At 70.4% G+C, this 13,695-nt stretch carries 16 protein-coding genes; 6 read left to right on the forward strand and 10 right to left on the reverse strand.

Features of this window, described 5'->3' with window-relative positions; all coding sequences use genetic code 11:
• Window positions 1-11: 11 nt before the first annotated feature.
• Window positions 12-803 carry an SDR family oxidoreductase gene (locus ACLF3G_RS09005; RefSeq protein ID WP_430669025.1) on the reverse strand — a complete coding sequence of 264 codons (792 nt, stop codon included), beginning with the start codon at window positions 801-803 and terminating at the stop codon, window positions 12-14.
• A gap of 111 nt (window positions 804-914) precedes the next feature.
• On the opposite strand from ACLF3G_RS09005, the gene ACLF3G_RS09010 reads away from it, so the two are divergent.
• The 5 genes from ACLF3G_RS09010 to ACLF3G_RS09030 all read left to right on the forward strand — a co-directional run bounded on the left by ACLF3G_RS09010 (window position 915) and on the right by ACLF3G_RS09030 (window position 5,028).
• Entirely contained in the window at window positions 915-1,892 is a 978-nt protein-coding gene (locus tag ACLF3G_RS09010; RefSeq protein WP_430669026.1) for a 2-hydroxyacid dehydrogenase, read from the forward strand.
• A 128-nt stretch (window positions 1,893-2,020) separates the two neighbouring features.
• A complete protein-coding gene (locus tag ACLF3G_RS09015; protein WP_430669027.1) occupies window positions 2,021-2,377 on the forward strand; it encodes a hypothetical protein in 357 nt (118 codons plus the stop codon).
• A gap of 66 nt (window positions 2,378-2,443) precedes the next feature.
• Entirely contained in the window at window positions 2,444-3,076 is a 633-nt protein-coding gene (locus tag ACLF3G_RS09020) for a flavin reductase family protein (protein ID WP_430669028.1), read from the forward strand.
• Window positions 3,077-3,082: 6 nt separating this feature from the next.
• A complete protein-coding gene (locus tag ACLF3G_RS09025) occupies window positions 3,083-4,768 on the forward strand; it encodes an ABC transporter permease (RefSeq protein WP_430669029.1) in 1,686 nt (561 codons plus the stop codon).
• Window positions 4,765-5,028 carry a hypothetical protein gene (locus ACLF3G_RS09030; protein ID WP_430669030.1) on the forward strand — a complete coding sequence of 88 codons (264 nt, stop codon included), beginning with the start codon at window positions 4,765-4,767 and terminating at the stop codon, window positions 5,026-5,028. The genes ACLF3G_RS09025 and ACLF3G_RS09030 overlap by 4 nt, the downstream gene beginning before the upstream one ends.
• Window positions 5,029-5,031: 3 nt before the next feature.
• On the opposite strand, the gene ACLF3G_RS09035 is transcribed toward ACLF3G_RS09030, so the two are convergent.
• On the reverse strand, window positions 5,032-5,658 hold the full coding sequence (locus ACLF3G_RS09035) for a TetR/AcrR family transcriptional regulator (protein WP_430669031.1): 627 nt from the start codon (window positions 5,656-5,658) through the stop codon (window positions 5,032-5,034).
• 69 nt (window positions 5,659-5,727) lie between these two features.
• Between ACLF3G_RS09035 and ACLF3G_RS09040 the strand changes: the two genes are divergently transcribed.
• Window positions 5,728-6,834, forward strand: coding sequence for an aldo/keto reductase (locus ACLF3G_RS09040; protein WP_430669032.1), 1,107 nt, complete (start codon window positions 5,728-5,730; stop codon window positions 6,832-6,834).
• Here ACLF3G_RS09040 and bfr read toward each other — a convergent pair.
• The 8 genes from bfr to ACLF3G_RS09080 all read right to left on the reverse strand — a co-directional run bounded on the left by bfr (window position 6,831) and on the right by ACLF3G_RS09080 (window position 13,679).
• The gene (gene bfr / locus ACLF3G_RS09045) at window positions 6,831-7,313 is read right to left on the reverse strand and encodes a bacterioferritin (RefSeq protein ID WP_430669033.1); all 483 of its coding nucleotides are present in this window, start codon (window positions 7,311-7,313) and stop codon (window positions 6,831-6,833) included. The two genes, ACLF3G_RS09040 and bfr, sit on opposite strands and share 4 nt — an antisense overlap.
• Window positions 7,314-7,361: 48 nt before the next feature.
• Window positions 7,362-7,538, reverse strand: coding sequence for a (2Fe-2S)-binding protein (locus ACLF3G_RS09050; protein ID WP_430669034.1), 177 nt, complete (start codon window positions 7,536-7,538; stop codon window positions 7,362-7,364).
• 88 nt (window positions 7,539-7,626) lie between these two features.
• Window positions 7,627-8,661 carry a Fe(3+) ABC transporter substrate-binding protein gene (locus ACLF3G_RS09055; protein WP_430669035.1) on the reverse strand — a complete coding sequence of 345 codons (1,035 nt, stop codon included), beginning with the start codon at window positions 8,659-8,661 and terminating at the stop codon, window positions 7,627-7,629.
• A gap of 97 nt (window positions 8,662-8,758) precedes the next feature.
• Window positions 8,759-9,661: a DMT family transporter gene (locus ACLF3G_RS09060; protein ID WP_430669036.1), complete on the reverse strand. Its 903-nt coding sequence runs from the start codon at window positions 9,659-9,661 to the stop codon at window positions 8,759-8,761.
• Window positions 9,658-10,452: an HpcH/HpaI aldolase family protein gene (locus ACLF3G_RS09065; protein WP_430669037.1), complete on the reverse strand. Its 795-nt coding sequence runs from the start codon at window positions 10,450-10,452 to the stop codon at window positions 9,658-9,660. The genes ACLF3G_RS09060 and ACLF3G_RS09065 overlap by 4 nt, the downstream gene beginning before the upstream one ends.
• Before the next feature lie 56 nt (window positions 10,453-10,508).
• Window positions 10,509-10,952 carry a Rid family detoxifying hydrolase gene (locus tag ACLF3G_RS09070; protein WP_430669038.1) on the reverse strand — a complete coding sequence of 148 codons (444 nt, stop codon included), beginning with the start codon at window positions 10,950-10,952 and terminating at the stop codon, window positions 10,509-10,511.
• A 61-nt stretch (window positions 10,953-11,013) separates the two neighbouring features.
• Window positions 11,014-12,618 carry a cisplatin damage response ATP-dependent DNA ligase gene (locus ACLF3G_RS09075; RefSeq protein ID WP_430669039.1) on the reverse strand — a complete coding sequence of 535 codons (1,605 nt, stop codon included), beginning with the start codon at window positions 12,616-12,618 and terminating at the stop codon, window positions 11,014-11,016.
• Window positions 12,615-13,679 (reverse strand): ligase-associated DNA damage response exonuclease, encoded by a 1,065-nt coding sequence (locus ACLF3G_RS09080; protein WP_430669040.1) that lies wholly within the window; start codon window positions 13,677-13,679, stop codon window positions 12,615-12,617. The genes ACLF3G_RS09075 and ACLF3G_RS09080 overlap by 4 nt, the downstream gene beginning before the upstream one ends.
• Window positions 13,680-13,695: the final 16 nt, after the last annotated feature.

Raw genomic sequence — 13,695 nt, forward strand, 5'->3', positions numbered from 1 at the left:
GTGTGTTTCCCTCAGAGCATGCTGCGGACGCGGCCGCCATCGACGCGGATCATGGAGCCGGTGATGTAGGCGGCGCGGTCGCTGGCAAGGAAGGCGCCCATCGGGCCGAACTCCTCCGTCGTGCCGATGCGCCCGGCCGGAATTTCGTCCGACATGCGCGCCATCTCATCCTCCGGCGTGGTGCCGGCCTTGGCGGCGCGGGAAGCCGCGTTCTGCACGATGCGGTCGGTCATGATGCTGCCGGGGGCCAGCACGTTCATGGTCACGCCGTCCTTCGCCGCCTCCCCCGCATAGGTCTTGAGCCAGCCCCAGATCGCGGCGCGCAGGGTGTTGGACAGAGCGAGGTTCGGGATCGGATGCTGCATGCCGGTGCTGCCGACCACGATGACGCGCCCGAAACCCTGCTTGCGCATCGCCGGGATCAGCCGGTTGGCGATGCGGATGGGGGAGGCCACGATCTGCTCGAACCAGGTGTGCAGCGAAGCGTCCGTGATCTCGGAGGCGATGCAGGGCGGCGGGCCGCCGTGGTTCAGCACCAGGATGTCGACGCCGCCCATCGCCGCGATCGCGGCATCGGCCAGGCGGTCCATCTGCTCGCCCTGCGCGACATCGGCCACCAGGCCGGTGGCCGCCGCCGCACCGGCCGCCCGCAGTTCCGCCGCCGCCTTGTCGAGGCTCGCCTGGTCGCGGCCGCTGATGGCAAGGGTCGCGCCCTCGGCCGCCAGCGCATCGGCGATCGACCGGCCGAGGCCCTTGGAGGCGCCCATCACCAGGGCGCGGCGGCCCTTGAGACCCAGATCCATGTTTTCATTCCTTGCGGCAATCCGGCGGGGAACCTGCAACCGAGCGGCCCGGCTGGCAAGCCGGGCGCTTCCTGCTACCAAAGCCCGAACGACGCCCGGGAAGACAAAGCCATGCCGAAACCCGTCCTGCTGCTGACCCGCCGCCTGCCGGATGCCATCGAGGCCCGCGCCGCGCGCGACTACGATGCCCGCCTGAACAGCGCCGACGAGCCCTGGTACCGCGAGGGCACCGAGATTGCGCGCCGGGCGGCGGAGGCTGGTGCCGCCGGCATCCTGTGCGCCGCAGGCGACCCGATGAACGCCGGCACCATTGGCGCCTTGCCGGACAGCGTGAAGATCATCGCCACCTTCTCCGTCGGCACCGACCATATCGACGTTCCCGCGGCCAAGGCGCGCGGCATCACCGTGGCGAACACCCCGGAGGTGCTGTCCTTCGCGACCGCCGAATGCGCCTTCACCCTGATGCTGATGGCCGCCCGCCGCGCCGGAGAGGGCGAGCGCATGGTCCGCGCCGGCAAATGGGACGGCTGGGCGCCCACGCAGTTGATGGGGGTGACGCTGGAGGGCAAGCGCCTCGGCATCGCCGGCTTCGGGCGCATCGGGCGGGAGCTGGCCGCCATGGCGCGCGGCTTCCGCATGGAAATCCACTACCGCGACCTGAACCGCGTGCCGCCGGACCTGGAACAGGGCGCGATCTTCCATGCGGAGGAGCGCGACTTCCTGTCCTCCATCGATATCCTGTCCATGCACATGCCGGGCGGCGAGGCGACGCGGCGCTGGCTGAATGCCGAACGCCTCTCCTGGATGCGGCCGGGCTCGATCGTCATCAACACCGGTCGCGGCGGCTCGGTGGATGATGCGGCGCTGGTCGCGGCGCTGAGCTCCGACCACATCCGCGCCGCCGGCCTCGATGTCTATGATGGCGAACCAAAGCTGTTTCCGGGCTATCTGGGCCTCGCGAATGTGGCGTTGCTGCCGCATCTGGGCAGCGCAACGCTTGAGACCCGGGACGCCATGGGCCAGCGCGCCCTGAGCAATGTCGATGCGGTGCTTCTGCACGGGAAGAAGGCGCCGGATGCCGTGGGCTGACCCCTCACGGGATTCGTTTGCTTAATGGTTCAATCCTGGGTAGTTTCGTAACGAAATAGTTATCTTCGGTGACCGGCCGCCTCATGGCGGGGCCGAAGCGCCCAGGGCGCCAGCAGGCAGGAACCAAAATGAGCGAGGTCGCACGGATCACCCTGTTCATCCATGACCGCAGGGGCCGGCTCGAAACCATCCCGGACCAGGACCTGCTGGCTGCGCTGCTGCGGGAGACCCCACTGATCACGCAGCATGACGACGGCAGCCGCACTTTCGTGTTCGACCTGCTGGACCCGGACGGGGAGAGGCCAGGCGGCGAGCCGCGCCGGGCCGATACGTCGCTGGAGACGTTGCGCACCTGCGGCGCCCGGCTGGGACAGGTCGCGCGGCACCTCGGCCTGCCACTGACCGCCGCACTCGCCGAATCGGCGGAGTTGGTGGCGGAGGGCGAGCTTCGATCGATGCAGGTGCCGAAGGGGCGGCAATGCTGAGAGGCCCAGCCCTCGACAGGGGCGGCCGCCGGCGGCACTAAGCGCGGCGACCCGCGGAGACTGCCGATGCTGTTCGACCTCGATGCCCTGCCGGCGTCCAGCCGCTACAAGTTGCTGGTCTCCACCGTCGTGCCGCGGCCAATCGCCTGGGTGGTGACCCAGGATGCGGCGGGCGTGCTGAACGCCGCGCCCTATTCCTTCTTCAACGTCTTCGGCTCGGACCCGCCGGTCGTTGCGCTCGGCGTCGGCAACCGGCCAACCGGTGCGGCCAAGGACACCCTGGCCAACATCGCGGCCACCGGCGAATTCACCGTCTGCCTGGTGCCGGAGACGGCGCTGGATGCGATGAACGTCACCGCCGCCGACTTCCCGCCCGGCGAGGACGAGGTGGCGCAGGCCGGGCTGACCACCCTCCCCTCCACCAAGGTGCGGCCGCCCCGCCTGGCGGAAAGCCCGGTGGCGATGGAGTGCACGCTGTTCCAGACGCTGCCGATCGGCGCCCACAGCATGGTCATCGGCCAGGTGCGGGCCATGCACATCGCCGATGCCGCGGTGATGGACCCGGTGAAATGCTACATCGACAGCCCGGCGCTCGGGCTTGTGGGTCGCCTGCATGGTGCCGGCTGGTACACGCGGACCAGCGACCGGATGGAGGTGAAGCGGGTCTCCGCCGCCGATTGGATGGCGCGCAAGGACTGACACGCGATGTCCACCGCCGGCTTTCCGGCCGACCGCCTGCGCCCCGGCCCGCCGCGGCGCAGCCGGGTGGCGCCGGCCTGGGCCTGGGTCTCGCTGCTGGCGGCGGGCCTGATCGCGGCGCCGCTGGCCTCCGTGCTGGTGACGGCGGCGACGCCCGCTGGCTTGGGATCGGGCGGCACCGAGTGGGCCTACATCCTGCGCACCCTGCTGCCCGAATTGCTGGTGAACTCACTGCTGCTCGCGGTGCTGGTCGGCGTGCTGGCGGCGACGATGGGCGCGATCACCGCCTGGCTGGTGGCAAGCTGCGCCTTCCGCGGCCGCTGGCTGCTGGAAGTCGCCCTGCTGCTGCCGATGGCGATGCCGGCCTATGTCTGCGGCTACACCTATGTCTGGCTGCTGGACGTGGCGGGGCCGGTGCAGACCCTGCTGCGGGACGCCACCGGCCTGCGCTGGGGCGATTACTGGTTCCCCGAGATCCGCAGCCTGCCGGGTGCCGCGCTGATGCTTGCCGCGGTGCTATATCCGTACGTCTACCTGCTGTGTCGCAGCGCCTTCCTGCAACAGAGCGTGTGCCTGCTGGAAGCCAGCCGCACCCTCGGCCACGGCCTGCCGCGTACCTTCCTGCATGTGGCGCTGCCCATGGCGCGCCCGGCGCTGGCCGGTGGCGTGGCGCTGGTGCTGATGGAGACGTTGGCGGATTTCGGCACGGTGCAGCATTTTGCCGTGCGTACCTTCACCACCGGCATCTACGACGCCTGGTTCGGCCTAGCCGACCGCACTGCGGCGGCGCAACTCGCGACCGCGCTGATGGGTCTGGTCGCGACCCTGCTGCTGCTGGAACGGATGAGTCGCGGCGGCCGGCGCTACCACCCCACCACCACCCGCAACCCGCCACTGCGGCCGGTGGTGCTGCGCGGCTGGAAGGAAGCGGCGGCGATCCTCGTGTGTTCGCTGCCGGTACTGCTCGGCTTCGTCATCCCGGCGGGCGCGCTGCTGATGCTGATGCTGGAGGCGGGCGACCCGCTCGACCCGCGCCGCACCGTGCCCTACGCGCTGAACAGCGTGACGCTCGCCGGGCTGACGGCCGCCCTCGCCGTGCTGCTGGCGGCGCTGCTGGCCTGGGCGCAGCGGCTGCATCCCTCCCGCGTGCGCGCCTCGGCCAACCGGGTTGCGGCGCTGGGCTACGCGCTGCCGGGCTCGGTCATCGCGGTGGGCGCGCTGGTGCCCTTCGCGCTGTTCGACAACACCCTGGATGCCTGGATGCGCGCGCGATTCGGGATCTCCACGGGCCTGCTGCTGTCGGGCAGCATCGCGGCGCTGGTCTTCGCCTACCTGGTGCGCTTCCTCGGCGTGGCGCTGTCGGCGGTGGAATCGGGCCTGGCCCGCATCCGGCCAAGCCTGTTCGGCGCCGCCCGCGTGCTCGGCCGCACGCCGGGGCAGGCGGTGCGCTCGGTCGAACTGCCGCTGGCGCGCGGTGCGCTGCTGACGGCGGGCGTGCTGGTCTTCGTGGACACGATGAAGGAACTGCCGGCGACGCTGATCGTGCGGCCCTTCGACTTCGACACGCTGGCGGTCCGCGTGCACAATCTGGCCTCGGATGAAAGGCTGGCCGAAGCGTCCACCGCCGCGCTGCTGATCGTCCTGGTCGGGCTGCTGCCGGTGGCGGCCCTGGTGCGGGGGATGCGACGGTGATCACCAGGACCGAGCCGCTGCTGCGCGCCATCCGCCTGGCGCTCGATGGGGATTGGGAGGGGGCGCACCAGATCGCCCAGGCCGATCCGGGCGCGGACGCCGCCTGGATCCATGCCTGGCTGCACCGGATCGAGGGTGACGACGCCAATGCCGAGTATTGGTACCGCCGCGCCGGCCGAAGCCCAGCCGAGGGCAGTACGGCGGAGGAAGCCGCCACGATCGCCGCCAGCCTGAGCGGCAACATAGCCGGACCTGGCTGAAGATCAGCCACCCGGCGCCGGCCAACAGGCCATCGCGGTATCCACGATCCGCAGCAGCTTGCCCCGGTCGGCGCCATCCTTGGCAAGCGTCGACATGCCCTGAATCACGGCGAGCGTGTGGCCGGCCAGCGCCACGGGATCGCAGCCAGGGGGCAGCCGGCCCTCCGCCAAATCCTGCGCGATCCGCGACCGCAGGCGCGCCTCGATATCGCGGCGGATGGCGGCCAACTCCTCCCGCAGCTCGGCCTCCTCGGGCGAGCCACTGACCAGGGCGCTGGCCAGCAGGCAACCCGGCGGAGTCGCCTCGCCGGTATTGCCGGTTGCCGCAGTGACCAGCAGGTCACGTGCCGCGTCCCACGCGTTCGCGGCTTCGCCGATGATCTGCTCCACGGTCCGCGCGCCCGTCATGTAGCGTTGGACCGCGGCGCGGAAGAGGCGGCGCTTGTCGCCGAAGGCGGCGTAGAGGCTGGGCGGCGTGATGCCCATCGCCTGGGTGAGCTGAGCCACCGAGGTCGCCTCGTAGCCGTGCCGCCAGAACAGCAGCATGGCGGCTCCGAGCGCCGCCTCGCGGTCGAAGGACAGCGGGCGGCCATGTCGGCGACGCGGCGCGGCATGTTCCATAGCAATCATTATGAAATTCTTGACCACCGCCGACAAGTGGCGCATCACGTTCCATAGCAATCGCTATGGAATCCTCGCATGGCCCTCACGGACTACCGCACCCTCGGCCGCTCCGGCCTTGCCGTCAGCCCCCTTGCCTTGGGGACGATGACGTTCGGCGTCTCTCGGTGGGGCATGAACCGGCCGGAGGCCGAGGCGGTGTTCGACGCCTATGTCGAGGCCGGGGGCAACCTCGTCGACACGGCGGACGTCTATGCCGGCGGGCAGGGGGAGGAGATGCTGGGTGCGATCATCGCCGAGCGCGGGCTGCGGGACAGCATCGTGCTGGCGACGAAATCCGGCTTCTCCGGTGGCCAGGGGCCACATGCCGGCGGCAACGGGGCCAAGCACGTCCATGCGGCGCTGGAGGCCTCGCTGCGCCGGCTGCGCACCGACCATATCGACCTGTACTGGGTTCATGTCTGGGATTCCGTGACGCCGGCCGAGGAGTTGCTGGAGACGATGGCGGCGCTGATCCGCGCCGGCCGCATCCGCTACTGGGGCATCTCCAACGCACCCGCCTGGTACGTCGCGCGCATCGCCACCTTGGCAGCGCTGCGCGGGCAGCCGGGGCCGATCGCGATGCAGTACTTCCATTCGCTGGTCAGCCGGGAGTTGGAGGCGGAACACCTGCCGCTGGCGCGCGACCTAGGCATCGGCTTCATGCCATGGAGCCCGCTCGCCTATGGCCTGCTGACCGGCAAATACGACCGCGCGACGGTCGAGGCGGGCCCCTCGCGTGCCGGCGGCCTGCCGAACGAAGCCGGCGCCACGGCGCGTCCGTCGGATGACAAGCGGCTGGACGGGGCCAACCCCTTCGGCGACACGCTGTTCACCGAGCGCAACTGGCGGATCGTCGCCGCATTGCGGGAGGTGGCGGAGGGGATGGGGCAGCCGATGGCCCGGGTCGCGCTGGCGTGGGTCCTGGGCCGGCCCGGGGTGACCACCGCGCTGATGGGCGTCAGCCGCATGGCGCAGCTTTGGGACAACATCGCGGCCACGGATCTCCGGTTGCCGGAGGACCGGCGCGCCGCGCTGGACGCCGCCAGCGCGCCGGACCTGCCGATGCTGTATGGCTTGTTCACGCCGGCGCTGCGCCGCCAGGTGGTCTTCGGCGGCAGCAGCATCACGGCGGAGCGCGACTAATCCTGATCGGGCGCCGCGTCGCTGTTCAGCAGGATGTAGCGCTCGATGCCGATCTGGCGGATCAGGTCGAACTGGCGGTCGAGGAAATCCTCGTGCTCCTCCTCATTCGCCAGGATCTTCAGCATGAGGTCGCGCGAGACGTAGTCGCGCACGGATTCGGAGTGCGCGATACCGTCGCGCAGATCGACCAGCGCCTTCTCCTCCAGCTTCAGATCGCATTCCAGGATCTCCTGGACGTTCTGGCCGATCAGCACCTGGTTCAGCCGCTGCACGTTGGGCAGGCCGCCGAGGAACAGGATGCGCTCGATCAGCCAGTCGGCGTGCTTCATCTCCTCGATCGATTCCTCGTATTCCTTGCGCGCCAGCTTGCTGACGCCCCAGTGGCGCAGCGTGCGGGAATGCAGGAAGTACTGGTTGATCGCGGTCAGCTCGTTGGTGAGCTGGAGGTTGAGGTATTCGATGACCTTGGCGTCGCGCACGTCCGCATCCTTCTGCAACCGGGTGACCGGCCCCGGGGCTGCGGCCGGCTACTTGCCGGCAGTGCAGGTCCCCGCGCGCACCATCGCCAGGATGGTCGCCGTGCAGCCGCCGCACTGGGCGCGGCAGCCGCAGGCCGCGTAGACATCATGCGGACGGTCGGCTCCCGCGGCCACCGCGGCCGAGATCTGCTTGTCCGTCAGCGCATTGCAATTGCAGATATACATGCAGCCTCGCCCTTCCGCAGCGGCTTTTGCAGCAATTCAGCGACAGGCGGGCCGCTGACGCCAAGGCGTCAGAAGGCCGCCCGGAGAGTCAGCGCCAGCCCGCGCGCTGCATGATGCGCAGCGCCTCGGCGGCGTTGGCGCCGTAGGTGCCGGCGTTGAGCTGGTCCTCGCGGAACTCGCCGAAGGCGGCCAGCACCGGGTGCACCGGCGCATCGGCCACGACCGGATATTCCATGTTGCCCACCGCGAAGATCTCCTGCGCCCGCGGGCTGGTCAGGTATTCGATGAAGCGCTGCGCGGCGGCGGCATTGGGCGCGGTGCGAACAACGCCGGCGCCGGAGATGTTCACATGCGCGCCGCGGTCACCGGCACCCTGGTTCGGGAAGAGCACGCCGATGCGCTCGGCGATCGCGCGGTCCTCGGCGCGCTGGGATGTCATCATGTTGCCGAGGTAGTAGGTATTGGAAATCGCCAGCTTGCACTGGCCGGAGGGGATCGCGCGGAATTGGTCGCGGTCGCCGCCCTGCGGCGGGCGCGCCATGTTGGCGGCGACGCCACGCGCCCAGGCTTCCGTCGCTTCCGCGCCGTTGGCGGCCAGCACCGAGCCGGTGAGCGAGGTGTTGTAGGGGTGCGACGCCGAACGGACGCAGATCTGGCCGCGGAAGCGCGGATCGGCGAGGTCCTCGAAGCGGCTCAGGCCCTCGGGCAGGCCGGCCTGGCGGTCGTACATGATGACCCGGGCGCGCTTGGAGACGCCGAACCAGTAGCCCTCGGCATCGCGCAGGTTGGCCGGGATGCGGCTGTTCAGCACCTGGCTCTGGATCGGCTGCAGGATGCCGGCCTCCTTCGCGCGGGCCAGGCGGGCGGCGTCCACCGTGATCAGCACGTCGGCGGGGCTGTTCGCGCCCTCGGTGCGGATGCGCTGGATCAGCTGGTCGGCGTCGCCCTCGATCAGGCGGACGCGAATTCCGGTCTCGCGCGTGAACGCGTCATACAGCTCCCGGTCCGTGTCGTAGTGGCGGGAGGAGTAGAGGTTCAGCTCCGGCCCTTGGGCGAGCGCCGGAAACGCGAATGCCGCAAGGCCGAGGGCCGGAAGCAGCGAGAGCAGGGGGCGACGGCGCATGGGGGGTGTCCTCTGGCGGTGTTGCGAGCGAGATATCGCAATTGCGAGGCGTTCGCAAGATTACTTGCGAGTCATCCACAGGAATGGCACCCGGCGCTCAAGCGCGCCGCAGCCAGGTGCGCAGCCGGTCGGCGAAGGCAACCACCACCGCGGCCGCAACCACCAGCACGCCGCCCGCCAGGCTCGGCAGGCCTGGGATCAGGCCGAAGATCACCAGGTCGAACAGCACCGCCCACAACAGCGCGGTGTATTCGAAGGGGGCGAGGAGGCTGATCGGCGCGCGGGCCACCGCCTCCGTCATGCAGATATGCGCGAGGCCCCCGGCGATGCCGGCGCCGACCAGCCAGACCAGGCCGGTGCCGCCGATATCGGCCCAGCCGAGGGGCAGCGTCGCCAGCCCACCGGCGGCGCAGAGCAGCGAGAAATACAGGGCGATCGTGCCCGGCAGTTCGGTCGCCGTCAGGCGCTTCACCTCGACGCGGGCGAACAGCGTCGTCGCCGCCGTCAGCAGGCCGGCGCCGACGCCGATCAGCGTGTCCTGGTCCAGCGCCGGGCCGGTGAAGGCGGGCGCCAGCATCAGCAGCACGCCGGCGAAGCCGCCGATGGCCGCGCCGCCGACCAGCCAGCCGGGCCGTTCCCGCAGCACCAGGATGCCGACCGGCACGGCGAGCAGCGGCGCCAGGAAGGACAATGCGGTGGCCAGCGCCAACGGCAGGGTGGCCAGCGACAGGAAGGAGAAAAACATGGAGGCACAGCCGAACAGGTTGCGCCGCAGATGGCCCATCGGGTGCCGCGTGGTGAACCCGCGCGGCAACTGCCGCCGCCAGGCCAGGTAGGCCAGGATCGGCAGCAGCGCCCAGAAGCTGCGATGGAACACGATCTGCCCGACCGGCGCCTGCGCCGAGGCCAACCGGACGAACAGCGACATCACGGCGAACAGCAGCGTCGCCGACAGCCGCAGCGCGATGCCGACCGCCGGCCTCTCGGCGCGAGGGGTCAAGCCCGTTTCGGCGCCAGCCCGCGCAGGAAGCCGGCACGCTGGGTGGCGCCGGCCATCAGGAAGGCGTGGTCGGAGCCGCCCAGGATGAAGCGCGCGCCGAGCGCGATGTAGTCCGGCGCGACCTTCTCGTCATACACGCCACCCATGCCCATCACCTTGCCATGCGCGGCGCAGGCGGCGCCCACCGTGGCGTAGGCGGCGCGGACATCCGGGTGGCCGATCTGGCCGGGGATGCCCATGGTGGCGGTGAGGTCGGAGGTGCCGAACATCAGCACGTCGACGCCCGGCACGGCGGCGATGGCCTCCGCATTCGCCACCGCCTGCGGCGTCTCGATCATGCAGACCACCAGAATATCCGCGTTGAGTTCGGCCTGCGCCTGCGCCGCATTTACCGGCGCCATGCCATAGGCGAAGGGCGGCGCGCCCCAGCTGCGGTCGCCGGTGGGCGGGAAGCGATAGGCGCGCACCACCGCCTCGGCCTCCTCGGCCGTGTCGACATGCGGCACGACGATGCCCATGGCACCGTTGTCGAGGCAGCGCGTGCCCTCGAACAGCGCATCCTTGCAGACCCGGACGATGGGCGTGATGCCCTGGCCGAGCGCTGCGATGGCGATGCGGCTAGCATCGTCGACGCTCATCGCGCCGTGCTCCATGTCGATGAACAGCCAGTCGAAGCCAGCGGCCTGGCCGATCATGCCGACCGCGCTGCCGCGCAGGTGATGCACGCCGAAGCCGAGCGCGAGTCCGCCCTCGGCGAGGCGCTGACGGCATAGATTCGGAACCAGTTTCATCGACGTCACCCCACGTGCTGCGCCGGCAAGGCAGCACGCGGGTTGGGGGTGGTCAATCAGGGGCGCGCGGCGATCGCGGCGATCTCCACCTTCACGTCGCGCGGCAGCCGGGCGGCCTGCACCGTGGCGCGGGCCGGCGGGTTGGAAGGGAAGTAGGTGGCATAGACCGTGTTCATGCGGCCGAACTCATTCAGGTCCGCCATGAAGACGGTGGTGGAGACGATGTCGGACATGCGGAAGCCCGCCGCTTCGACCACCGCCTTCAGGTTGTCCAGCACGCGGCGCGTCTCGGCCTCGATGGTCCGATCGGCGATCATCTGGTTGGTGGCGGGGTCGAGCGCGATCTGCCCGGCAAGGTACAGCGTGTTGCCGACGCGGATGGCCTGGCTGTAGGGGCCGATCGCCTCCGGCGCCTCGCGCGTGGCAACAACGGTCTGGGCGTGAGCCAATCCCGCCAACGGCAGCAGGACCATCGCCAGGCGGCAAGCGGATTTCAGCATCGTCATTCATCTCCGCCGGCCCGCCCGATGCGGGCCGGGACGGGCAGGCTAGCCAGACTCGTCAATCCTCCGCCACACCGACGATCAGCGCCTCCAGCGTCGCCAACTGGTCCGCCTCCTCCGCCGGCTTGTCGGTACGCAGCCGCAGGATGCGGGGGAAGCGCAACGCGACGCCGGATTTATGGCGGGTGCTGCGCTGCGCGGCGTCGAAGATCACCTCGATCACCAGGGACTTCTCCACCTCCCGCACCGGGCCGAAGCGGGCCGTGGTGTGGTTGCGGATCCAGCGGTCGATCCACAGCAATTCCTGGTCGGTGTAGCCGGAATAGGCCTTGCCGACCGGCACCAGTTCCTGCCCCCCCTGCCCGTCCGGCCGCCACAGGCCGAAGGTGAAGTCGGAATAGAAGCTGCTGCGCTTGCCGTGGCCGCGCTGGGCGTACATCAGCACCGCATCCACGCCGAGCGGCGCGCGTTTCCACTTCCACCACAGCCCCTTCTGCCGCCCGGCGAGGTAGGGGCTGTCGGCGCGCTTCAGCATCAGCCCCTCGATCGCCGCGGCGCGCGCGCCCGCGCGGATCGCTTCCAACTCGGCCATGGAGCCGAAGCGGATCATCTCCGACAGGTCCATGCGCCGCGGCTGCACCCGCGCGAACCAGGCCTCCAGCCGCGCGCGGCGCTGGTCGAAGGGCAGCGGGCGCAGATCCTCCGCGCCATCGAACAGAATGTCGTACAGCCGCACGGCGACGGGATGCGACGCCTGCATCTTCGCGCTGACCACCTTGCGGTTCAGCCGCTGCTGGAGGTCCGCGAAGGGCGCGACTTCCTTGTCCCGCATCACCAGCAACTCGCCGTCCAGCACGGCGTGGAAATCCATCGCCTCCAGGATCTCGGGGAACCCGCCGGAAATCTCCTCCGCCCCGCGCGACCACAGCGCGGCACCGCCCGGCGTCGCCGAAAGCTGCACGCGGATCCCGTCCCACTTCCACTCGGCGCGATGCGTCTCCGGGCCGATCGTGGCGAAATCCGGCTCCTCCAGCGGATGCGCCAGCATCAAGGGCCGAAACACCGGCAGGTTCTCGGAACTCGGCCGCGGCCCCTGCTCGGTCAGCCAGGCGAACAGGTTGAGGTAGGGCGGCGCCAGGCCGTGCCAGACCTCCTCGATCTCCGCCACATCCTCCCCGGCCCATTCAGCCAGTGCGGTCTTGGCAAGCCGGGCGGAAACGCCGACGCGCAGCCCGCCGGTGACCAGCTTGATCAGCGCCAGCCGGCCATTGGCATCCAGCGCATCCAGCCAACCGGCGATCAGCTCCGGCAGCGCCGATTTCGGCGTCGCCTCCATCGCCTCCACCACCTCGGCGAGGCCGGGCGGCGGGGTGTTGACGCCGGCGCGCGGCGGCCAGATCAGCGCAACGGTTTCGGCGAGGTCGCCGACATAATCGTAGGACAGGTCGAACAGCACCGGGTCGCTGCGCCCCGCCACCAGTTCCCGCACCATGGCCGGCTTGGCGGAGCGGAACACCAGCTCCCCGGTCAGGGCGGCGAGGCCGATGCCGCGATCGGGGTCGGGCTGCGTCTCGAACCAGTGCCGCAGCAGCGCCAGCTTGGCGAGGCGGCCGGGGGTGAAGGCAAGCCGTTCGAGCAGTCCGGCGAAGGCTGGAAGACTCATTCCGCCGGCGCTTCCGCGGCCACCGGCGCCGGGTCCTCATCTTCCTCCCCGCGGCCCAGCAGGTGCAGCGCCCGGCCGCGCACGCCGCGCTGCGCCATAGCGTGGCAAAGCGCGTCGTCGCGGCCATGGGTGACCCAGACATCCGGGGCCTGCACCTGCTCGATGGTCATCAGCAACTCATCCCAGTCGGCGTGGTCGGAGATGATCAGCGGCAGTTCGACGCCCTTCGCCTTGGCGCGCTGCCGCACCCGCATCCAGCCGGAGGCGGCACAGATCACCGGCTCGGCCAGGCGGCGCACCCAGGCGGTGGCCTCGGCACTCGGTGGCGCCAGCACCACCTCGCCGGCCAGCAGGCCGCCACCACCGCGCTTGGCCGGCACCGGCACCGGCTCCAGCGGGCCAAGCTTCACGCCCAGGCTTTCGTACAATTCGCACAGGCCGATCAGCGCGCCGTGCAGGTAGATCGGCCGGTCCCAGCCGGCCTGCCGCAGCAGCGCGATCAGCCGCTGCGCCTTGCCCAGCGCATAGGCACCGACGAGATGTGCCCGTTCCGGAAACAGCCGCAGGCTTTCCAGCAGCCGCGCCACCTCCACCGCCGCATCCGGATGGCGGAAGACCGGCAGGCCGAAGGTCGCCTCGGTGACGAAGACGTCGCAGGTGACGGGCTCGAAGGGCGCGCAGGTCGGGTCGGCGCGTCGCTTGTAGTCGCCGGAGACGACGATGCGGCTGCCCTGCCAGTCCAGCACCACCTGGCAGGACCCGAGCACATGGCCAGCCGGGACCAGGCGGATCTCGACGCCGTTGTGACGCACCACCTCCCCGGGCGCGATCGGCTGCTGCCGCAGACCGGCACGGCCTTCGCCCATGCGGGCGCGCATGACCGCCAGCGTCTCCGGGCTGGCCAGCACCGCCGCGTGGTCGGGGCGGGCATGGTCCGAGTGGCCATGCGTCACCACCGCCAGTGGCACCGGCCGCGCCGGGTCGATGAAGAAGCCGCCGGGTTCGCAGTACAGCCCCTCGGGCGTCACGCGCATCCAGCTTCGGGGGTGGGGAGCCGCCATGGCCCACAATGTGGGC

Origin of the sequence: Falsiroseomonas sp. HC035 (assembly GCF_050563525.1) — a bacterium.
Taxonomy (GTDB): Bacteria; Pseudomonadota; Alphaproteobacteria; order Acetobacterales; family Acetobacteraceae; genus Falsiroseomonas.

What these genes read in the sequence shown, in the direction of transcription:
- ACLF3G_RS09070 (WP_430669038.1), bottom strand. Translation starts at nt 10,952, where the DNA reads ATGCTGAAATCCGCTTGCCGCCTGGCGATGGTCCTGCTGCCGTTGGCG.
- ACLF3G_RS09040 (WP_430669032.1), top strand. Translation starts at nt 5,728, where the DNA reads ATGGCCCTCACGGACTACCGCACCCTCGGCCGCTCCGGCCTTGCCGTC.
- ACLF3G_RS09075 (WP_430669039.1), bottom strand. Translation starts at nt 12,618, where the DNA reads ATGAGTCTTCCAGCCTTCGCCGGACTGCTCGAACGGCTTGCCTTCACC.
- ACLF3G_RS09020 (WP_430669028.1), top strand. Translation starts at nt 2,444, where the DNA reads ATGCTGTTCGACCTCGATGCCCTGCCGGCGTCCAGCCGCTACAAGTTG.
- ACLF3G_RS09035 (WP_430669031.1), bottom strand. Translation starts at nt 5,658, where the DNA reads ATGATTGCTATGGAACATGCCGCGCCGCGTCGCCGACATGGCCGCCCG.
- ACLF3G_RS09015 (WP_430669027.1), top strand. Translation starts at nt 2,021, where the DNA reads ATGAGCGAGGTCGCACGGATCACCCTGTTCATCCATGACCGCAGGGGC.
- ACLF3G_RS09065 (WP_430669037.1), bottom strand. Translation starts at nt 10,452, where the DNA reads ATGAAACTGGTTCCGAATCTATGCCGTCAGCGCCTCGCCGAGGGCGGA.
- ACLF3G_RS09025 (WP_430669029.1), top strand. Translation starts at nt 3,083, where the DNA reads ATGTCCACCGCCGGCTTTCCGGCCGACCGCCTGCGCCCCGGCCCGCCG.
- ACLF3G_RS09055 (WP_430669035.1), bottom strand. Translation starts at nt 8,661, where the DNA reads ATGCGCCGTCGCCCCCTGCTCTCGCTGCTTCCGGCCCTCGGCCTTGCG.
- ACLF3G_RS09050 (WP_430669034.1), bottom strand. Translation starts at nt 7,538, where the DNA reads ATGTATATCTGCAATTGCAATGCGCTGACGGACAAGCAGATCTCGGCC.
- ACLF3G_RS09010 (WP_430669026.1), top strand. Translation starts at nt 915, where the DNA reads ATGCCGAAACCCGTCCTGCTGCTGACCCGCCGCCTGCCGGATGCCATC.
- ACLF3G_RS09080 (WP_430669040.1), bottom strand. Translation starts at nt 13,679, where the DNA reads ATGGCGGCTCCCCACCCCCGAAGCTGGATGCGCGTGACGCCCGAGGGG.
- ACLF3G_RS09005 (WP_430669025.1), bottom strand. Translation starts at nt 803, where the DNA reads ATGGATCTGGGTCTCAAGGGCCGCCGCGCCCTGGTGATGGGCGCCTCC.